The sequence below is a fragment of the Streptomyces sp. NPDC034043 genome, from assembly GCF_055575675.1.
This window is the reverse complement of record NZ_JBVISF010000016.1, coordinates 88,491-107,394: the sequence shown is the minus strand read 5'-3', so window position 1 is coordinate 107,394 and position 18,904 is coordinate 88,491. Positions and strand designations below refer to the sequence as shown.

The 18,904-nt window shown below is 73.9% G+C and carries 17 protein-coding genes, 1 pseudogene and 1 riboswitch; of the genes and pseudogenes, 9 read left to right on the top strand and 9 right to left on the bottom strand.

The annotated features are described in order from the left end of the window. Position 1: 1 nt before the first annotated feature. Positions 2–139, bottom strand: a riboswitch (SAM riboswitch). A gap of 249 nt (positions 140–388) precedes the next feature. Both ACZ51S_RS29735 and ACZ51S_RS29730 read left to right on the top strand, forming a co-directional pair. Next, positions 389–1,366: a glucosyl-3-phosphoglycerate synthase gene (locus ACZ51S_RS29735; protein WP_388942364.1), complete on the top strand. Its 978-nt coding sequence runs from the start codon at positions 389–391 to the stop codon at positions 1,364–1,366. Positions 1,367–1,481: 115 nt separating this feature from the next. Continuing rightward, on the top strand, positions 1,482–2,942 hold the full coding sequence (locus ACZ51S_RS29730; protein WP_468479369.1) for an alpha,alpha-trehalose-phosphate synthase (UDP-forming): 1,461 nt from the start codon (positions 1,482–1,484) through the stop codon (positions 2,940–2,942). A gap of 33 nt (positions 2,943–2,975) precedes the next feature. On the opposite strand, the gene otsB is transcribed toward ACZ51S_RS29730, so the two are convergent. From otsB to ACZ51S_RS29715, 3 genes are all read right to left on the bottom strand, one after another. Then, positions 2,976–3,833, bottom strand: a complete 858-nt coding sequence (gene otsB / locus ACZ51S_RS29725; RefSeq protein ID WP_468479370.1) for a trehalose-phosphatase — start codon at positions 3,831–3,833, stop codon at positions 2,976–2,978. Between the two features lie 66 nt (positions 3,834–3,899). Further along, positions 3,900–4,184 carry a DUF3263 domain-containing protein gene (locus ACZ51S_RS29720; RefSeq protein ID WP_468479371.1) on the bottom strand — a complete coding sequence of 95 codons (285 nt, stop codon included), beginning with the start codon at positions 4,182–4,184 and terminating at the stop codon, positions 3,900–3,902. Positions 4,185–4,260: 76 nt separating this feature from the next. Further along, positions 4,261–5,565, bottom strand: a complete 1,305-nt coding sequence (locus ACZ51S_RS29715) for an extracellular solute-binding protein (protein WP_468962482.1) — start codon at positions 5,563–5,565, stop codon at positions 4,261–4,263. 210 nt (positions 5,566–5,775) lie between these two features. On the opposite strand from ACZ51S_RS29715, the gene ACZ51S_RS29710 reads away from it, so the two are divergent. The 3 genes from ACZ51S_RS29710 (at position 5,776) to ACZ51S_RS29700 (ending at position 8,880) form a co-directional block, all read left to right on the top strand. Next, positions 5,776–6,708: an ROK family protein gene (locus ACZ51S_RS29710; protein WP_468479380.1), complete on the top strand. Its 933-nt coding sequence runs from the start codon at positions 5,776–5,778 to the stop codon at positions 6,706–6,708. Continuing rightward, entirely contained in the window at positions 6,708–7,859 is a 1,152-nt protein-coding gene (gene nagA / locus ACZ51S_RS29705; RefSeq protein ID WP_468479373.1) for an N-acetylglucosamine-6-phosphate deacetylase, read from the top strand. The genes ACZ51S_RS29710 and nagA overlap by 1 nt, the downstream gene beginning before the upstream one ends. A 103-nt stretch (positions 7,860–7,962) precedes the next feature. Continuing rightward, entirely contained in the window at positions 7,963–8,880 is a 918-nt protein-coding gene (locus ACZ51S_RS29700) for a 1-phosphofructokinase family hexose kinase (RefSeq protein ID WP_468479374.1), read from the top strand. A 24-nt stretch (positions 8,881–8,904) separates the two neighbouring features. Here ACZ51S_RS29700 and ACZ51S_RS29695 read toward each other — a convergent pair whose 3' ends face one another. Then, positions 8,905–9,915 (bottom strand): CBM35 domain-containing protein, encoded by a 1,011-nt coding sequence (locus ACZ51S_RS29695; protein WP_468479375.1) that lies wholly within the window; start codon positions 9,913–9,915, stop codon positions 8,905–8,907. A 68-nt stretch (positions 9,916–9,983) separates the two neighbouring features. Next, positions 9,984–11,714, bottom strand: a complete 1,731-nt coding sequence (gene cdgB / locus ACZ51S_RS29690) for a diguanylate cyclase CdgB (RefSeq protein WP_468479376.1) — start codon at positions 11,712–11,714, stop codon at positions 9,984–9,986. Between the two features lie 520 nt (positions 11,715–12,234). On the opposite strand from cdgB, the gene ACZ51S_RS29685 reads away from it, so the two are divergent. Beyond that, positions 12,235–12,807, top strand: a complete 573-nt coding sequence (locus tag ACZ51S_RS29685) for a flavin reductase family protein (protein WP_388942392.1) — start codon at positions 12,235–12,237, stop codon at positions 12,805–12,807. 23 nt (positions 12,808–12,830) lie between these two features. Here ACZ51S_RS29685 and arfB read toward each other — a convergent pair whose 3' ends face one another. Next, entirely contained in the window at positions 12,831–13,256 is a 426-nt protein-coding gene (arfB, locus tag ACZ51S_RS29680) for an alternative ribosome rescue aminoacyl-tRNA hydrolase ArfB (protein WP_468479377.1), read from the bottom strand. 141 nt (positions 13,257–13,397) lie between these two features. Here arfB and ACZ51S_RS29675 point away from each other — a divergent pair, with 141 nt between their 5' ends. Then, complete coding sequence (locus ACZ51S_RS29675) at positions 13,398–13,973, top strand: TerD family protein (protein WP_388942398.1); 576 nt, start codon at positions 13,398–13,400, stop codon at positions 13,971–13,973. Between the two features lie 81 nt (positions 13,974–14,054). Here ACZ51S_RS29675 and ACZ51S_RS29670 read toward each other — a convergent pair whose 3' ends face one another. Beyond that, positions 14,055–15,458, bottom strand: coding sequence for a M1 family metallopeptidase (locus tag ACZ51S_RS29670; RefSeq protein ID WP_468479378.1), 1,404 nt, complete (start codon positions 15,456–15,458; stop codon positions 14,055–14,057). 40 nt (positions 15,459–15,498) lie between these two features. Beyond that, positions 15,499–16,029: a GlcG/HbpS family heme-binding protein gene (locus ACZ51S_RS29665; RefSeq protein WP_388942404.1), complete on the bottom strand. Its 531-nt coding sequence runs from the start codon at positions 16,027–16,029 to the stop codon at positions 15,499–15,501. Positions 16,030–16,479: 450 nt separating this feature from the next. On the opposite strand from ACZ51S_RS29665, the gene ACZ51S_RS29660 reads away from it, so the two are divergent. Together ACZ51S_RS29660 and ACZ51S_RS29655 are read left to right on the top strand one after the other, a co-directional pair. Beyond that, the gene (locus ACZ51S_RS29660; RefSeq protein ID WP_468479381.1) at positions 16,480–17,634 is read left to right on the top strand and encodes a sensor histidine kinase; all 1,155 of its coding nucleotides are present in this window, start codon (positions 16,480–16,482) and stop codon (positions 17,632–17,634) included. Continuing rightward, positions 17,631–18,254 (top strand): response regulator, encoded by a 624-nt coding sequence (locus ACZ51S_RS29655; protein WP_388942406.1) that lies wholly within the window; start codon positions 17,631–17,633, stop codon positions 18,252–18,254. Before ACZ51S_RS29660 ends, ACZ51S_RS29655 begins: the two co-directional genes overlap by 4 nt. Before the next feature lie 6 nt (positions 18,255–18,260). Here ACZ51S_RS29655 and ACZ51S_RS29650 read toward each other — a convergent pair. Beyond that, positions 18,261–18,904: pseudogene (locus ACZ51S_RS29650) on the bottom strand (helix-turn-helix domain-containing protein).

Sequence of the window (18,904 nt, the reverse complement as noted above, 5' to 3'; positions counted from 1 at the left end):
CTCCTCATCTTCCCCATGGCGCACTTCGCCATGAGACGGAATTGGCACCTTCCCTAGCCGGGGCCTCGCGTGGCGAGAACCGACTGGAGGGTTGCCGGGGCTTCAACGGGCCGTGTCCCTCTGCCCCTCTGGATGAGCGGTATGGCACCGGCACACGCGCTCTCTGGCGCGCCGGTGCGTTTGTACGCGGGACCCCCGGCATGCGGTGGTCCTTCGCGTTGTTCAAGACTGTAACCGAAGGGACGGGCGGTTGAGACAGCCGTCCGAACCGCGAGATGGATCACAATTCGGCCGAAAACCGCCGAGTGCCGCCGAGTCCCGAGCGCCGGGCATCGGGTGCCGGGCATCGGTTGCCGAGTACCGCAGAGAAGCCCAGGGAGTGCTGAGAGTGCTGGATGACGTGGAGCGCTGGCTGGCGGTCCGCTCCTGGTCCGCCGCCGACCGACCGCTCGACCGGCTGCTCGACCGGAAACGGGCGTCCGGTACGACGGTGAGCGTGGTGCTGCCCGCGCTCGACGAGGAGGCCACGGTCGGGCAGATCGTGGAGGTGATCCGGCGCGATCTGATCGAGGGCCTCGCGGTCCCCCTGGTGGACGAGCTGGTGGTGGTCGACTCCGGCTCCACCGACCGTACGGCCGAGGTCGCGGCGCGGGCCGGCGCCCGTGTGGTGCACCGGGACTCGGTGCTGCCGCGGATCCCGGCCGTGCCCGGCAAGGGCGAGGTGCTGTGGCGCTCGCTGCTGGCCACCACCGGGGACATCGTCTGCTTCGTGGACGCCGACCTGCGGGACTTCGACTCCGCCTTCGTCTCCGGGATCGTCGGACCGCTGCTGACCGACCCGCCGGTGCAGTTCGTCAAGGCCATGTACGACCGCCCGCTCGGCGACGCCCCGGGCCAGGGCGGGCGCGTCACGGAGCTGGTGGCCCGCCCCCTCCTCAACCTCCACTGGCCCCAGCTGGCCGGCTTCGTCCAGCCGCTGGGCGGCGAGTACGCCGTACGCCGCTCCCTGCTGGAGCGGCTGCCCTTCCCCGTCGGGTACGGGGTGGAGCTGGGCCTGCTGGTGGACGCCCTGCACACGGTCGGGCTGGACGCGCTGGCCCAGGTGGACGTCGGGGTCCGGCTGCACCGGCACCAGGACGGGCAGGCGCTGGGCCGGATGGCCGCGGCGATCTACCGCACCGCGCAGCTGCGGCTCGCGGCCGGGCACTCCCCCGGCCACCGCTGGGCGCACGCCCGGGTGCGGCCGAGGCTGACGCAGTTCGAGCGGGGGCCGGACGGGTTCGTTCCGCGCACGTACGCGGTGGACACGGAGGAGCGGCCGCCGATGCTGGAGGTCGAGGAGTACGCGGTCCGGCGGGTGGCGTGAGGCCCGGGGCGACGGGTGGCGTGAGCCCCGGACCGACCAGGACGTGACGAACCGGACAATTACCGGACGTTTGAGCGAGGACCGACCGGGCTAGGTTCGCCGCATGGCTTCCCGTATGGCTTCTCAGGTTCTCGTCGCCGCCAACCGCGGCCCGCTCTCGTACGCCCTCGACGCCGACGGCACCCTCAGCTCCCGGCGCGGCGGCGGCGGCCTCGTCTCCGGCCTGTCCGCGGCGCTCGCCGCGCAGCCGGAGGCCCTCTGGATCTGCGCGGCCCTGTCGGACGCCGACCGGGAGGCGGTCCGCCGGGGCGTCTCCGAGCCCGGCGTCCGGATGCTGGACATCGATCCCGAGGTGTACGACGACGCCTACAACGGCATCGCGAACTCCGTGCTCTGGTTCACCCACCACCACCTGTACGACGTCCCGCGCGAGCCGGTCTTCGACGCCGCGTTCCGCCGCCGCTGGGACTCGTACACCGCGTACAACCAGGCCTTCGCCGAGGCCCTGGCGGAGGAGGCGGCGGAGGGCGCGTCGGTCCTGGTCCAGGACTACCACCTCGCCCTGGTCCCGGGGGCCCTGCGCGAACTGCGCCCGGACCTGCGGATCGCGCACTTCACGCACACCCCGTGGGCCTCGCGGGAGTTCCTGGACATGCTCCCGGACGACATCCGCAGCCAACTGGTGTGGGGGATGCTCGGGGCGGACCGGCTGGGCTTCCACACGTGGGGGTGGGCCGACAACTTCATCAGCGGCGCCACCATGGACGACGTGCGCGGCGTGGCGAGCGCGTACTTCCCGCGGGACGGCCAGAGCGGGGTGCACCACCGCAGGACGACCGCGGACGGGAGCGGGTACGGGGAGAAGCGGTTCACCGCGGTGACCCAGTACCCCCTCGGCGTGGACGAGGAAGACCTGCGAACGCTCGCGCACCGGCCGGAGGTCGACGACAAGCTGGCCGCGCTGAGGGCGGAGGTCGGCGACCGCAGGACCATCGTCCGGGTCGACCGCACGGAACTGTCGAAGAACGTCCTGCGCGGCCTGCTGGCCTACCGGGAGCTGCTGACCGTCCGCCCCGAGTGGCGCGGCCGCGTGGTGCACCTGGCGTCCGCCTACCCCTCGCGACAGGACCTGGAGGTGTACCGGGCGTACACGGCGTCGGTGCGCGAGCTGGCGGCGGAGATCAACGAGGAGTTCGGCACGGAGGACTGGCAGCCGGTCCTCCTCTCCGTGCAGGACGACTTCGCCCGCTCCCTGGCCGCGTACCGCCTGGCCGACGTGGCGCTGATCAACCCGGTGCGGGACGGGATGAACCTGGTCGCGAAGGAGATCCCGGTGGTGTCGGAGGCGGGCTGCGCGCTGGTGCTGTCCACCGGGGCGGGGGCGTACGAGGAGCTCCGCGGGGACGCGCTGACGGTCAGCCCGTACGACGTCTCGGCGACGGCCGCGGCCCTCCACGAGGCCCTGTCCATGCCGCCGGCGGAACGCGCGGAGCGCACCAAGCGCCTGGCGGCGGCCGCGACGGCCCTCCCCCCGGCGGCCTGGTTCACGGCCCAGCTGGACGCACTGCGGGGGTGAGGCGGGCGGGGGTGAGGCCCGCACCCCCGCCCCTCAGGAAGTGAGGGCGGCCGCCAGCCGCGCCAGGAAGGCCGTCACCGCCGCCGGGCCCGGGAGGACCAGGTCGGCGCGGGCCGCGAGCTCCGGGACCTCCGCCGAGCCGCTGCACACCAGCAGCCCCGGGAGGCCCTCGGCGCGGCGCTTCTCGACCGCCGAGTACGCCGCGAGGTCGCCCAGGTCGTCCCCCGCGTACAGCACGGCCCCGGCGTCCCGCTCCTCCAGGAACTCGGTCAGGGCGACGCCCTTGTCCGTGCCCGGCGGGCGCAGCTCCAGCACGGCGCGCCCCGGCTCGACCATCAGCCCGTGCCGGGCGGCGAGCTCCGCGAGGGGTTCGCGCAGGGCCTCGAAGGCGGCGGCGGGGTCCTCGGCGCGGCGGGTGTGGACGGCCAGCGCCCGGCCCTTCTCCTCGATCCAGGTCCCGCGCCACGCCCCGATCGCGTCGAGGAACCCCGGCAGCTCCGCCCGTACGGCGGCGACGCCGGGGTGTTCGGCGGGGGCGTGGACGATGCCGGTGACGGCGTCCCAGCGTTCGGCGCCGTAGTGGCCCAGGACCACCAGGTGCTCCAGTCCCGGCACCCCGGCGAAGCCGCCGTGGCGGACGGCGACCCCGGCGGGCCGGCCGGTGATGACGGCCACGGCCTCCACCTGCGGCGCCAGCGCGGCGAGCGCCGGCACGGCGGAGGGATGGGCGCGGGCCTGGTCGGGGTCGGGGACGATCTCGGCGAGGGTGCCGTCGAAATCGAGGGCGATCACGGCTCTGCGGGGTGCGCGGAGGAGGGCTTCGAGTCCCTCGCGTCCGGCTGCGGTGGCGGGCACGGGCATCGGCGGCAGGTCGTGCGGCTGGCTCCCCATACGGATGACCTTACCGGGGCGGCCGCGGCGCCGACCAGCCTTCCCCCGGGCCCGGGGCCCGGCCGCTCAGCGCCGGGCCCGCTGGGCCTCGCGGATGCGGCGGAGGCGGTTGACGGTGCCGGGGGCGTGGGCGAGGGCGCGCGGGTCGTCCATGAGGGCGTTGAGCAGCTGGTAGTAGCGGACCGGGGTGAGCCCGAGGCCTTCGCGCACGGCCCGCTCCTTGGCCCCGGGGCCCGGCCAGCTGCGGCCCTCGTAGGCGAGCACGGCGGCCTCGGCGGCGGTCAGCCGGCCGTGCGCCGTCTCCGCCGCCCCGCTCCCCGCCGTCTCACCCGCCTGGCCGCCGTCCGTCATACGGCCAGATTAACGCCGCCCACCGACACCGCCCCGGCCCGGTCCCGGCCGGAGCGGTGTGCCACGGGCCGGGGGGTCAGCGTTCGCCGTCCGCCTTGCGCGCCCTGGTGGCGATCTCCTCCAGGACCTTCGCGGGCTGCCCGCCCGGCTGCACGGCCTTGCCGATGTTCTGCTTGACGTCCTCGCTGACGCCGGCCCAGGACTTCTTGCCGACCGGGTAGAGCCGGGCGCTGGGCAGAGCGGTCAGGAAGGTCCTCAGCTGGGTGGCCGTGCCGCCGGTGCTGGCGGCCATGGCCCGGTAGCCGCTGGTGGTGACCGGCAGCAGGTCGTACCGGTTGGTGAAGGCGGTCACGTTCTTCGCGGAGAACAGGTGGTCCAGGAACTTCCCGGACTCCTTCTTGTGGCCGTTCTTGAAGGCCATCACCCAGTCGGCGACGCCCATCGTGGAGTGGTCGGTGCCGTCGGCGGTCGGCATGGCGACCATGCCGAACCGCAGTCCCTTGCCGGCGGCCTGCTTCAGCAGCGTCGGGTGGCCGTTGAGCATGCCCACCTCGCCGCGCGTGAAGGCGTCGAAGGCGGCCTGGCGGTCCAGCTTGCCGGGCTCCACCGGGCCGGTCAGCTGCTGGCCGACCATCTTGTCGCGCAGGAACTCCAGCGACTTGACGTTGTCCGGGGAGTCGATCGCGTACGCCTCCTCGTTGTCGGTGTAGCCGCCACCGCCCGCGAGCATCCACATCATCGTCTCGGCCTGGGCCTCCTCGCGGCCGAGGGGCAGCGCGAAGGGGGTCGGGACGTTCGCCGCCTTGAGCTTCTTGGCGGCCGCTTCCAGCTCCGCCCAGCTCTTGGGCTGCCAGGAGGCGCTGGCGTCCTTGGGGATGACCCCGGCGTCGCCGAGCAGCTTCTGGTTGTAGAAGAGCAGCCGGGTGCTGGCGACGAAGGGCATGCCGTACTGGACCCGCTTGACCTTGCCCGCGTCGGCGAGCGGGGCGAGGAAGTCGGCCTCGGTGTTGACGGACAGCAGCTCGTCGGCGGTGTAGAGCTTGCCGGCCTCCGCGTAGTCGGCGTAGGCGCCGATCTGCGCGATGTCGGGGGCCTTGCCGGCCTTGACCATGGCGGCGACCTTGGCGTCGACCTCCGACCAGGAGTAGACGCTGACCTCGACGCGGACGCCGGGGTTGTCCTTCTCGAAGGAGGCGGCGAGGTCCTTCCAGTAGCCGGCGGAGGAGTTCTGCGGATTGTCCCCGTAGTCGGCCGCCACGACCCGCAGGGTCACCTCGTTGTCCCCGGTGAGGCCGGAGACGGTTCCACAGCCCGCCAGCGTCGCCACGGTCAGGCACAGCGCGGCGCCGGTCGCCGCCGGCCTCAGGTAACGGCCCTTCACAGTTCTTGATCCACCCCAGGTTGTACGTACGATCCGACGTAAGGTCTACACCACTTTGGCGGCTCCTCCACATCCGGAACGGGCCTCGCCGCGGACTGTGTCCGGACCGTGTCCGGGCAGGTGCCCGGATTTGTATGGCTACTCAACAATCCCCTCCAATGGACTAGACCTTTCCCCGCCGAGCACGCGAGACTGTCTGCTGTGAAACCCGTGAAACACGTCATCGCCCTGGATGTGGGCGGCACCGGGATCAAGGCCGCCCTCATCGGCGCGGACGGCACCCTGCTGCACGAGGCCCGCCGCGCCACCGGCCGCGAGCGGGGCCCCGAAGCCGTCGTCGAGACGATCCTGGACTTCGCCCACGAGCTCCTCGGCCTGGGCCGTGCCCGCTTCGGCACGGCCGCCTCGGCCGCCGGCGTCGCCGTCCCCGGCATCGTCGACGCCGGCCGGGGCATCGCCGTGTACGCGGCGAACCTGGGCTGGCGCGACGTACCGATGCGCGAACTTCTGGGCGCCCGCCTCGGCGGGATCCCGGTCGCCCTCGGCCACGACGTCCGCACGGGCGGGCTCGCCGAAGGCCGCATCGGCGCGGGCCGGGGCGCCGACCGCTTCCTCTTCGTCCCGCTCGGCACCGGCATCGCCGGCGCCATCGGCATCGCGGGCCGGATCGAGGCCGGCGCCCACGGCTACGCGGGTGAGATCGGGCACATCGTGGTCCGCCCCGGCGGCCCCGCCTGCGGCTGCGGTCAGCACGGCTGCCTGGAGACCCTGGCCTCAGCCTCCGCCGTCAGCCGCGCCTGGGCCGCCGCCTCCGGTGACCCGGCGGCCGACGCCGCCGACTGCGCCAAGGCCGTCGAGTCCGGGGACGCGGCCGCCCGCGCGGTCTGGCTGACGGCCATCGGCGCGCTCGCCGACGGCCTGGTCACCGCCATCACCCTGCTGGACCCGAACACGCTGATCATCGGTGGCGGGCTCGCCGAGGCCGGGGAAACGCTGTTCGCACCACTGAGGACCGCCGTCGAGGAGCGCGTGACGTTCCAGCGGCTGCCCGAGATCGTTCCGGCTGCCCTCGGGGACACCGCCGGATGCCTGGGCGCGGGGCTGCTCGCCTGGGACCTACTCGCCACGGAGGTACCTGCCTGATGTCCGGAAGCGCACACAGCACCGTTCTCTCCGGCGCGAGGGTGGTGCTGCCCACCGGGATCGTGGCGGGCGGCCGCGTCATCGTCGAGGGCGGCCGCATCGCGGGCAGCGCCCGCGAGGACGCGGACGTCACCGACCTGTCCGGGCACTGGATCGTCCCCGGCTTCGTGGACATGCACAACCACGGCGGCGGCGGGGCTTCCTTCACCTCCGGCACCGCCGAGGAGGTCCTCAAGGGCGTACGCACCCACCGCGAACACGGCACCACCACCCTCGTCGCCTCCACCGTCACCGGCGGCCTGGACGAACTCGCCCGCCGCGCGGGACTGCTCGCCGAGCTCACCCAGCAGGGAGAAATCGCCGGCATCCACTTCGAGGGCCCCTTCATCAACCCCTGCCGCAAGGGCGCGCACAAGGAGGACCTGCTGCGCGACCCCGACCCGGCCGAGGTCCGCAAGCTGGTCGACGCCGCGCACGGCGCCGCCCGCATGGTCACCCTCGCCACCGAACTCCCCGGCGGCCTGGACTCCGTACGGCTGCTGGCCGAGCACGGGGTCATCGCCGCCATCGGCCACACCGACTCCACGTACGACGAGACCCGCCAGGCCATCGACGCCGGCGCGACCGTCGCCACCCACCTCTACAACGCCATGCCGGGCCTGGAACACCGCGCGCCCGGCCCGATCGCCGCCCTGCTGGAGGACGAACGCGTCACCGTCGAGCTGATCAACGACGGCACCCACCTGCACCCGGCGATGCTGGAGCTGGCCTTCCACCACGCGGGCGCGCACCGCGTCGCGCTGATCACCGACGCCATGGACGCGGCCGGTTTCGGCGACGGCACCTACCACCTCGGCCCGCTGGAGGTGGAGGTCCGCGAAGGCGTGGCCCGGCTCGTGGAGGGCGGCTCCATCGCCGGTTCCACGCTGACCCTGGACACCGCGTTCAAGCGGTCGGTGACGGTGGACCGGCTGCCCGTCGAGTCCGTGGTCCAGGCGATCTCCGCCAACCCGGCCAAGCTGCTGGGCCTCTACGACGAGGTCGGCTCGCTGGAGCCCGGAAAGTACGCCGACCTGGTGGTCCTGGACGCGTCGTTCGACGTCAAGGGCGTCATGCGGCGCGGCGAATGGATCGTCAGCCCGCCGTCCTGAACCGGCCGTCCACCCGGCACGACCGGGGCGGCCGGCCCGCGGGACTGGGCCGACCGCCCTCGATTTGGCATGATCCCGGCACACACCAAGACCGGGACTGACCATGATCCTCACCGTGACGCTCAACACCGCCCTCGACATCACCCACCGGGTGCCGCGGCTGCTGCCGCACACCTCCCACCGGGTCACCGGCGTCAGCGAACGCGCGGGCGGCAAGGGCCTGAACGTGGCCCGGGTGCTCGCCGCGCTCGGCGACGAGGTCACGGCGACGGGCTTCGCCGGCGGCCCGGCCGGGCAGGTCGTACGCGAACTCCTGGCGGACACGCCCGGGGTGGCCGACGCCCTCGTTCCCTGCGCCGGCACCACCCGGCGCACCCTGGCCGTCGTCGACGACAGCACCGGCGACACCACCCAGTTCAACGAGCCCGGCCCGCAGATCTCCGCCGCCGAATGGGCCGCCTTCCTCGACCGGTACGCCGAACTCCTCACCGGCGCCCGCGCCGTGGCCCTCTGCGGCAGCCTGCCCCCGGGCGTGCCGGTCGGCGCGTACGCGGTCCTGGTACGGGCGGCCCGCGCGGCCGGCGTCCCGGTCCTGCTCGACACCAGCGGCGAGGCCCTGCGCCGCGGGGTCGCCGCCCGGCCGGAGGTCATCAAGCCGAACGCCGCCGAGCTGGCGGAGCTGACCGGCTCCCGCGACCCGCTGCCCGCCACCCGCGACGCCCGCCGCCGCGGCGCCCACGCCGTGGTCACCTCCCTGGGCCCCGCCGGTCTGCTCGCCGCCACCCCCGAGGGCACCTGGGAGGCGGCCCCGCCCCGGCCGCTGCGCGGCAACCCCACCGGCGCGGGCGACTCCGCGGTGGCGGGCCTGCTCTCCGCGCTCACCCGGGGTCTGGACTGGCCCGAGCGCCTCACCCGCGCGGTGGCCCTCTCCGCGGCCACCGTCCACGCCCCGACGGCGGGAGACTTCGACCCCCGCACCTACGAGGAGGTACGGGGGTCGGTGAAGGTCACGGCCCTGTAGGCCCGCCGTCGGCCGGAGCGCCGGTCAGCCCTGCTCGAGCCAGAGCTGGTCGATGTTGATCTCGCACTGGTTGCCGGTCTCGCACGAGATCTTGACCGTGTTGGTGCCCTTCTTCAGCTGCACCAGCGAGTGCGTGTACGTCCAGCCCCACTCACCGGGCTTGGCCTGCGCGAAGTTCTTCATGTTTATCGGCCGGGACTGCGCCTCGCCGTTGACGGTCAGCGTGGTGTTGGCGTCCTTGCCCGGCACCGCGTACGTCATCTTCAGCTTGTACTGGGCCGCCTTGGGCACGTCCAGCGTCCAAGTGACGGCCGCGCCGGTCTGGTTGAAGTTGCCGACGTACTGGCCGCCTGCGCTCTTCGCACCGGGGACGGTGGCCTGCAGCGCCGCGCCGCCCGTCAGGGCCATGCCCGCGCCGGAGGCGTCCGCCTTCGGCAGCGGGGCCTGCGAGGGCTGCGGGGAGCCGCTCGGCTCCGGATCGGACTTCTGCGAGGGCGCCACCGACTGGGCCGGGCCCGTCGCCTGGTTCTTGTCGTCCTTGTCGTTCTTCTTGCCGAAGACCACGGCCGCGCCGATGCCGATGCCGACGGCGGCGACCACCGCGATCGCCGCGATCACCATGCCCCGGCGGCTGGAGCCACCGCCGCGGCCGCCGCCCCGGGACGGGACGGGCTGGTGATGTGCCGTCGGCGCGGACGGCTGCTGCGGGACGCCGTAGCCGTTCGCCTGGAGGGCTTCGGGCGCCTGGTACTGGGCCTGGTAGGCCTGCGGGGGCTGCTGCTGCGGAACGGCGCCGCGCTGGCCGCCGTAGGTCCGCTCGCCGACCGTGCGCACCTGGTTGTACGAGGTCCGGGGGACGCCGGGCTGCGCGCCGGGCGGTCCGCCGGCCGTCGGGCCGGGGTAGCCGTATCCGCCGCCCTGACCGGGCGGGGTGGCTCCGGCGGCCTGGCCGTCCGCGTAGAGGTAGCCGAACGGGTCATCGTCCTCGGGCTTGTTCGCCCCACCGTGCGGGCCGTTGTTCGCGGGCGTCGTCATCGCAGGTCACTCCTTTCGACCCACGGGAGCCTACCCCGAACACGTGCGCCCACGGGCGGCCCGCGTGATCAGCCGGCCCGCCGGTGCGCCTTGGAACGGGACCGCTTCTCGATGTACATCCGCTGGTCGGCGGAGCGCAGCACCTCTTCCGCGGACATCCCGCAGCTGGCCCAGCCGATCCCGAAACTCGCCCCCACGCGCACCGCGCGGCCGTCCACCCGGATCGGCGGGATGATCGCGTTGCGCAGCCGCACGGCGAGGTCGGCGGCGTCGGCCGCGCCCAGCCCGTCGGCGAGGACGACGAATTCGTCACCACCCAGCCGGGCGACGGTGTCACCGTCCCTGACGCCCGTCGTCAGCCGCCGGGCCACCTCGATCAGGACGGCGTCGCCGGTGTGGTGGCCGAACCGGTCGTTGATCGACTTGAAGCCGTCGAGGTCGCAGAAGAGCACCGCGAGCCCCTTCGTGCCGTCGTCGATGTCGCCGGCGGGCGCCACCGTGTGCACGTGGTGGTCGTACGGGCCGTCCGGCCGGCCCGGGAGCGTGCCGGGGAAGTCGAAGGAGTCGCCCGCCTGCGCGGCGGCCGGCCCGGCGGGGTAGCCGCCGCCGTACCCGTGCTGCTGCCCCTCGGGCGGAAAGCCGTGCTCGCCGGCACCACCCGCCCCGGGGCGGCCCTCGTACGCCGCGTCCAGCGCCTCCACCGCGCTGGCCCGTACGGACTGGGGCCGCCGGCACAGGCGCGCCCCGAGCCGGGAGCGCAGCTCGGCGCTGTTGGGCAGGCCGGTGAGGGAGTCGTGGCTGGCCCGGTGCGCGAGCTGGAGCTCGTGCCGCTTGCGCTCCTCGATGTCCTCGACGTGCGTGAGCAGGAAGCGGGGCCCGTCGGCGGCGTCCGCGACCACCGAGTTGCGCAGCGAGACCCAGACGTACGTGCCGTCGCGCCGCCCGAGGCGCAGCTCGGCGCGGCCGCCCTCGGCGGAGGTGCGCAGCAGGGTCCCGATGTCCTCGGGGTGGACGAGGTCGGAGAAGGAGTAGCGGCGCAGCACGGAGGCGGGCCGGCCCAGGAGGCGGCACAGGGCGTCGTTGGTGCGCAGCAGCCGGCCGTGCTGGTCGCCGCCCATCTCGGCGATGGCCATGCCGCTGGGCGCGTACTCGAAGGCCTGCCGGAACGACTCCTCGCTGGCGCGCAGCGCCTGCTGCTCCCGCTCCAGCCGGACCAGGGCGCGCTGCATGTTCGCGCGGAGCCTGGCGTTGCTGATCGCAATGGCGGCCTGGAAGGCGTACATCTGGAGCGCTTCGCGCCCCCACGCGCCGGGGCGGCGACCGTTGCGCGGTCTGTCCACCGAAATGACACCCAGCAGTTCCCCGCCCGTCGCGTACATGGGGGCGTAGAGCCGGTCCTCGGGGTGCCACTCGTCCTGGAAGCGCGGATCGGGCCCGTCGGTGTGCCACTGGGGGACGTCGTCCTCCAGGAGGACCCAGCCCTCGGTGTGCGGGATGAAGCGCAGGCCATCCCAGTCCTCGCCCATGGTCAGGCGGCGCTCCCAGGCCGGGCGGGAGCCGACGCGGCCGGTGATGAGGGCTTCGGCGGCGGGGTCGCCGGCGAAGGCCGCGACCACGAGATCCCCGTCAGGGCGTACGAGGTTGACACAGGCGAGTTCGTAGCCGAGGCCCCTGACGATGCCGTCCACGACGGTCTGCAGGGTGTCCGCCAGGCTCCGCGCGGTGTTGAGCTCGGCCACCACCTGGTGCAGCTGCCGCAAGGTCGCAAGACGGACGTACGGCTCCGACTCGGTCTCCATTGCTCGCTCTCCCCGAGACCTCGACAGCAACTCCAGGTATGTCATCGGCGTTTCGTTGCGGTGTCCCGTCCACTGAATCACAGTGAGCTGTGCGGCAGGTACACAGGGTCAACAAATCTTGCCCTCTGTGACTCAAGTCACATGAGATGAATAAGGGCGTGCTGGGGAGGGGGTACGGAGTGGGAACGCTCCCTCCCGTTCCCGGCGGCAAACGATACGGCCTGGGCCCGTGCCGCGGCGCGAAAGTGGCGCCGGTGGGGCGGACTTTCACCTCCGGACCTAGGTCCTGTCGTCAAAGTAGCGCCGGTCAGGCCTGCGGCGTCCGGTGCCGTGCATCGCAAGGCGGAGGGGCGCCCGAGTACTGGACGTACTTGGGCGCCCCGACAACGCGGCGAGGTGCGGTGCCGGACGCCGCAGGCCAGGCGGGACTTTGACGACAGGGCCTAGGACCCCGGTCGGGGAGGCGGTGGGGACCGGGGGCCGATGTGCGGCGTGCGGGCGCGGGACTAGCGTTCGGTACGTGCCCAAGACGACCGCCGCAGACCCGGCTCCCGCGCCCGCCACCCCCCATCCTGAGGGGGTGAGCAACGACGAGTTCCGTGCCGCCATGTCCCGGCTGGCCGCCGGCGTGTGCCTGATCACCGCGCACGAGCCGCCCCTGACCGCCGGCGGACCCCGCGGCGAGGACGTCGGCATGACGGCCACCGCCTTCATGTCGGTCTCCCTGGACCCGCCACTGGTCCTGGTGAGCGTGCGCGAGGACTCCCGCATGGACGACCTGCTCGCCGAGCAGCCGCTGTGGGCGGTCTCCCTCCTCGCGGACAGCCAGCTCCAGGTCGCGAGCCGCTTCGCTATGAAGGGCCGGATCAGCGACCGGCTGCTGTTCGAGGGGGTCCCGTACGTACGCGGCGCCCTGTCGGGCGCGCCGCTGCTGTCGGGCGCGCTGGCCACCCTGGAGTGCCGCACCGAGTCCCGAGTGACGGCGGGCGACCACACCCTGGTCGTCGGCCGCGTCCTCGCCGCCGGCCTCCCGGTCCCGGACGCACCGCCGCTGGCCTACTTCCGCGGCCGCTACCGGCACCTGGCCCCTTAGGCCGCGCTACCAGTCGGGCCGTGCTACCAGTCGCGCGCGCTGCGGTTCCGCTTGGTCTCGCCCCGGGCCTTCTTCTCCCGCAGGCGCCGCTCGTTGATCCCCCGGGGGATCTTCGTCGCCCGGCGCGGCTTCGGCGGCGGGGCCGTGGCCTCCGCCAGCAGGGAGGCCATCCGGACCATCGCCATCTCCCGGTTGCGGAACTGCGAGCGGTGCTCGGAGGCCCGTACCGTCACCACGCCGTCGACCAGCCGGGACGCGAGCCGCTCCAGCGCCCGCTCCTTCCACACCGGCGGCAGCGCCTCGGTCGCCGCCAGGTCGAACAGCAGCTCCACCCGCGAGTCGGAGGTGTTGACGTGCTGCCCGCCCGGCCCGGAGGAACGCGAGAACCGCCAGGCGAGCTCCGCCTCGGGGAGCACGACGGAACCGCGGATGACATGGGGACCAGGCATGGACCTATGATCGGCCCCCGCCCGCGCCACGTCACCCCATTTCCACGTGCCTGGAACCTTCGCGCCCCCTGCCCGCGTTATAACGGCAGCGGTAGCTTGACCACACATCGCGGTCATGTGACGAGGAAGGACACCAGTCAAATGGCAGTAAGCCTGTCCAAGGGCGGCAACGTCTCGCTCTCCAAGGAGGCCCCCGGCCTCAGCGCCGTCACGGTCGGCCTCGGCTGGGACGTCCGCACGACCACCGGTGTCGACTTCGACCTGGACGCCTCCGCCATCGCGGTCAACGCGACGGGCAAGGTCGTCTCCGACGGTCACTTCGTCTTCTTCAACAACAAGTCCACCCCGGACCAGACCATCGTCCACACCGGCGACAACCGCACCGGTGAGGGCTCGGGCGACGACGAGGCGATCAACGTCAACCTCGCCGGCCTCCCCGCCGACGTGGACAAGATCGTCTTCCCGGTCTCCATCTACGACGCCGAGAACCGCAGCCAGAACTTCGGCCAGGTCCGCAACGCCTACATCCGCGTCGTGAACCAGGCCGGCGGCGCCGAGATCGCCCGCTACGACCTCTCCGAGGACGCCGCCACCGAGACCGCCATGGTCTTCGGCGAGCTCTACCGCAACGGCGCCGAGTGGAAGTTCCGCGCGGTCGGCCAGGGTTACGCCTCCGGCCTCGTCGGCATCGCCCAGGACTTCGGCGTCAACGTCTGATCCCGCCCGCCGGGCCGAAGCCCCCTCCCCGGACCTCCGGGCGGGGGGCCCGACCGGCGTCCGGCCCGGGGCGCCCACGCCCTACGCGCGGGGGCGGCCCTGTCCGTACAGCCACACGTCCCACACCTTCTTCAGGTCGTGGCCCGTCCGCCGCTGCGCGTACGCGGTGAAGTCCGCGGTGCTCGCGTTGCCGTGCCGGTGGTCGGCGGCCCAGCCGCGCAGCAGGCCGAAGAACGCCTCGTCCCCCACTTCCTGCCGGATCCGGTGCAGGACCATGGCCCCCCGGTAGTACACGGGCGCGTCGGACACCTGCGCCGCGCCGGGCGGCGCGGCGGGCGGAAACGCGTCCCAGCCGCCCCCGGCCTCCGCGTCGACCGAGGTGTCACCCGCCAGGAACGCCTCGAAACGGCGCTGCGCGGTGATCCCGCCCCGGTCCTCGGACCACAGCCACTCCGCGTACGTGGCGAAGCCCTCGTTGAGCCACATGTCCTTCCAGGACTTCGGCGAGACGGAATTCCCGAACCACTGGTGGGCCAGCTCGTGCAGGACCAGTTCCTCGCCGGGCGCGCCGGGGTAGACGGGCTTGGTCTGGGTCTCCAGCGCGTACGCGAGGGTCCCCGCGGGCATCACGATCGATCCGGCCGTGCCGAAGGGGTAGGGGCCGAACCTGGTGCTCGCCCACTCCAGCATCTCGGGCAGCCGCTTCAGCGCCGCCTCGCTGCCGGCCGCCTCACCGCCGTCGACGGCGTTGTAGACCTCCACGCCGGAGGGGGTCCGCCCGGTGCTCACCCTGAACTTGCCGACGGCGACGGTCGCCAGGTAGCTCGCCATCGGCTCCGGGCTGTGCCACGCGAACTCCGTCCGCCCGTCCCCCGTCTCCCGCCGGGAGCGCAGCCGCCCGTTGGAGACGGCCTCGTACCCGTCCGGCACGGTGACCGTCACGTCGTACGCGGCCTTGTCGCTCGGGTGGTGGTTGCCGGGGAACCAGCCCATCGACCCCACCGGCTCGCCGACGGCGACCGCACCGTCCTCGGTGGTGATCCAGCCCTCCTCGGACCCGTCCGGATCGACGACCGGCTTCGGCCGCCCGGAGTAGTCCACCGTCGTACGGAAGACCTCGCCCTTCTTCAGGTCCTTGGCCGGGCGCACCGTCAGCTCGTTGCCGGTCCGGTTGTACCGGGCGGCGGCGCCCTGCACGTCCACCGCCTCGACCTTGAGGCCGCTGAAGTCGAGGTTGAAGGAGCTGAGGCCCTGGCCGGCGCGGGCGGTGATGACGGCCGTGCCGTGCAGCCGCCCGTCGGCGGGGTCGTAGGCGAGGTCCAGCGCGTAGTGGTCGACCTGGTAGCCGCCGTTGCCCGCCCGGGGGAAGAACGGATCGCGCAGCCCGGACGCGCCGGGCCGCCCCTGCACCGTCGCGCCCGTACATCCCGTGGTGAGGACGAGCAGGGCGGTGACGGCGGGGGCGGCCAGGCGCTTGAGTTCCACGCGCCGATCCTAAGCGGGTGATCCGCGGCGGAGCCGGACCCTACTGCTGGAGGGACTCCACACCGGCCTTGGCGAACTTCTCGTCCAGGTCGCCGCTCGGGGCGCCGGCCACGCCGATGCCGGCGACGGGCGCGCCGCCCGCCTGGACGGGGGCGCCGCCGCCGAGGAAGAGGGTGCCCGGGATGTCCTTCAGGTTCGGGGTCTGCGCGAGGCGGCCGGCGAGGACGGAGGTCGGGGCGTTCCAGGACACGGCGGTGAACGCCTTGCGCTCCGCCGACTCGTAGGACTGCGGGCCGGCGCCGTCGCCGCGCAGGGTGACTATGGTGTTGCCGTTGCGGTCGACCACCGCGACGGTGACCTTCTGGTTCTCCTTCTCGGCGGCCTCCAGCGCGGCCTGCGCGGCGCGGGTGGCGGCACCGATGGTGAGGTGCGTCGAGGTGGTGAAGTTCTTGTCGGAATCCTTCTTGGCCGGCGCGGCGGGGGTGGCGCTCGCGCTGACGGCGCCGAAGGTCCCGGCGCCGAGGACGACGGCGAGGGCGGTGCCGGTGAGGACGCGGGTGCGGGTGTTCATTTCAGCTCCTGGTGGGTCGTCGGCTGGCTCTCTCCAAGCCTGGCCCCGGACCCCGCCCCGGGCCGTCCCCGTACCGGCTCGCCCCGCCCAGCGCACCGGCTGACCCGGGCATCATCCGATCGGCCGATGCGGTGGGGCGGGCCGCACGGTTTCCCTGGTCACACGCCCCTGCGCCGGGTGGAACGGCAACGCCGCAGCACCGCCCCGGCCGGTGGGCGGCGGCACCGACCGCGGCACCGCCGCCCCGGGGGCCGGGGGGGCCGGGGCGCCGCCGGGCCACCGGCGCACCCGCACCCGCCGCGCCGGGGCGACCGTCCGTCGGGCAACCGCCGCCGGGCCGCGGCCCGGCCGGGGCTGCGGCAGCATAAGAAACCCCCGCCCACCCCCAGGAGCCACGCCGTGAGCCGGCACCCCGCGACCGCCCCCGACACCCGCACCCTCGCCGCCGTCATGCACGCGGCGTTCTTCCTGCTGCTCGGCGCCTCGGTGGCCCGGTTCCTGCTCCGCCACCCCGGCGAACCCCGTACCCCCTGGGTGATCTCCCTCGGCGTCGCCCTCGCCCTGCTCTACGTCCTCGGCCCCGCCGTCGGCGTCACCCAGGCCGCCCCCGACCCCGGCGCCCCCGCGCCCCCGACCCTGCGCCGCCGGCTCTGGCTCGGCCTGGTCGTGGCCGCCTGGGTCGTCCTCGTCGTGCTCGCGCCGAGCTTCGCCTGGTGCGCCGTACCGCTGTTCTTCACGGCCCTGCGCACCCTCCCGCCGCGCGCCGCCGTCGCCCTGGTCGGCGTACTCACCGTCTTCGTCGTGGCGGCCCAGCTGAAGCTCTCCACGGCCTTCGACCCCAACCTCCTGCTGGCCCCGCCCGCCATCGCCGCCCTGGCCACGGCCGTCTTCGTCCACATGGAGCGCCAGGCCCGCGCCCAGCGTGCGCTGATCGACGACCTGATCCGCACCCGCCGGGAACTCGCCGCCACCGAACGCCGCGAAGGCACCCTCGCCGAGCGGCAGCGGCTGTCCATGGAGATCCACGACACCCTGGCCCAGCACCTGTCCAGCCAGCAGATGCTCCTCCAGGCCGCGGACCGCACCTGGGACAGCGACCCGGCCACCGCCCGCGCGCACGTCCGTACCGCCACCGGCATCGCGGCCCGCGGCCTCGCCGAGGCCCGCCGCCTGGTCCACGACCTGGCCCCGCCCGAGCTGGCCGACGGCGCGGGCCTCGCCGACGCCCTGCGCGCCCTGGACGCCGGGCCCGGCGTCCAGGTCCGCTTCCACCTGGAGGGCGTACCCGTCCCCCTCCCGGACCGCACCGAATCGGCCCTCCTGCGCATCGCCCAGGGCGCCCTGGCCAACGTCCGCGAACACGCGCACGCGCACACCGCCGCCCTCACCCTCAGCTTCCTCGGCGACCAGGTGGTCCTGGACATCGCGGACGACGGCGCCGGCTTCACCGCCGCCACCCCTGCCGGCGCCGGCCCCGAACGCGGCCACGGCCTCCCGGCGATGCGCGCCCGCGTGCGCCAGCTCGGCGGCACCCTGACGATCGAATCCACCCCCGGCGAGGGCACCGTCCTCTCGGCCTCAATCCCCCTGGAGCCCACAGGATGACGACGATCCTCCTCTGCGACGACCACGTGGTGGTCCGCGCCGGACTCCTCGCGCTCCTCGGCAGCGAACCGGACATCGAGGTGCTCGGCGAGGCGGGCAGCGGCGAGGAGGCGGTCGCGCTGGCCGCCAGGCTCCGGCCGGACGTGGTCCTGATGGACCTCCAGCTGGGCGACGGCATCGACGGCGTCGAAGCCACCCGCCGCATCACGGCCCTCCCCTCCCCGCCGCACGTCCTGGTCCTCACGACGTACGACACGGACGCGGACATCACCCGGGCGATCGGGGCGGGGGCGACGGGCTACCTGCTCAAGGCGGAACGGCCCGAGGAGCTGTTCGCCGCCATCCATTCGGCGGCGGCGGGCCGCACCACCCTGTCGGCGCCCGTCGCGAGCCGGGTCATGGCCCACATGCGCGGAACGCGCCCCACCCTCACCGACCGCGAACTCGACATCCTGGGCCAGCTGGCCCGGGGGCTGGGCAACCGCGACATCGCCCGGGCCCTGTTCATCAGCGAGGCCACGGTCAAGACCCACCTGGGACGCATCTACGACAAGCTCGGCGTCGACACCCGCGCCGGCGCGGTGGCGGTGGCCAAGGAGCAACGCCTGCTGCCCTCGTGACCCCGCTCACGGCCCGGCGTCGGCGTCCCGCCCGGGGCTCCGCCCGGCGTCCCGCCCGGCCAGTCTCCGCCGCCACTCCTCCACGGCCTGCCCGAGGGCCTCGTTCACGAGCGAGAGCAGCTCGAGCGAGGCCTCGAAGCGCGCCCCGGCGGGAGTCCCCGCCCCCAGCACCCCGGCTCCGCGCCGCGACTCCGCCACCAGGACGTCGTTCATCCGCGCGGCGAGACGGACGCCGGGCTGACGTCGAGCCGCTGGACCAGCTCGGCGGCGGTGAGGGCGCCCGAGTCGGTGGTGTAGAGGCAGGCGAGCACCCTGGAGACCATCGGCGGCATCCCCTGCCGGGCCAGGAGCCCGGTGAAGGACTCGGTGAACTCCCGCACCGCCCGCGGGTCCCGCCCGTGGCCGGTGTCGGGGGGGGTGTGCGGCGCCGGAGGCCGCGCCTGCTGCCCGCCCCGGCGCGCGCGGTCCCGCGTGGCCTCCTGCGCCCGCTCGGCCGCGTACTCCCCCGGCCCGCCGTTGCGGGTGACCTCCCGCATGACGGTCGAGGCGGGCCGCCCCAGGCGGCGCCCGATCTCCGCGTACCCGAGCCCCTCGGCCAGCCACGCGGCGATGTGCCGGCGGTCCTCGCCGGTCAGCTGTCGTCCGGGCAT

Bases quoted from the DNA above. Each gene is read 5' to 3' on its own strand.
- ACZ51S_RS29720 (WP_468479371.1), bottom strand. From the start codon at position 4,184: ATGACGGACGGCGGCCAGGCGGGTGAGACGGCGGGGAGCGGGGCGGCG.
- ACZ51S_RS29675 (WP_388942398.1), top strand. From the start codon at position 13,398: ATGGCAGTAAGCCTGTCCAAGGGCGGCAACGTCTCGCTCTCCAAGGAG.
- ACZ51S_RS29660 (WP_468479381.1), top strand. From the start codon at position 16,480: ATGCACGCGGCGTTCTTCCTGCTGCTCGGCGCCTCGGTGGCCCGGTTC.
- nagA (WP_468479373.1), top strand. From the start codon at position 6,708: ATGTCCGGAAGCGCACACAGCACCGTTCTCTCCGGCGCGAGGGTGGTG.
- cdgB (WP_468479376.1), bottom strand. From the start codon at position 11,714: ATGGAGACCGAGTCGGAGCCGTACGTCCGTCTTGCGACCTTGCGGCAG.
- ACZ51S_RS29665 (WP_388942404.1), bottom strand. From the start codon at position 16,029: ATGAACACCCGCACCCGCGTCCTCACCGGCACCGCCCTCGCCGTCGTC.
- ACZ51S_RS29700 (WP_468479374.1), top strand. From the start codon at position 7,963: ATGATCCTCACCGTGACGCTCAACACCGCCCTCGACATCACCCACCGG.
- arfB (WP_468479377.1), bottom strand. From the start codon at position 13,256: ATGCCTGGTCCCCATGTCATCCGCGGTTCCGTCGTGCTCCCCGAGGCG.
- otsB (WP_468479370.1), bottom strand. From the start codon at position 3,833: ATGGGGAGCCAGCCGCACGACCTGCCGCCGATGCCCGTGCCCGCCACC.
- ACZ51S_RS29730 (WP_468479369.1), top strand. From the start codon at position 1,482: ATGGCTTCTCAGGTTCTCGTCGCCGCCAACCGCGGCCCGCTCTCGTAC.
- ACZ51S_RS29655 (WP_388942406.1), top strand. From the start codon at position 17,631: ATGACGACGATCCTCCTCTGCGACGACCACGTGGTGGTCCGCGCCGGA.
- ACZ51S_RS29695 (WP_468479375.1), bottom strand. From the start codon at position 9,915: ATGACGACGCCCGCGAACAACGGCCCGCACGGTGGGGCGAACAAGCCC.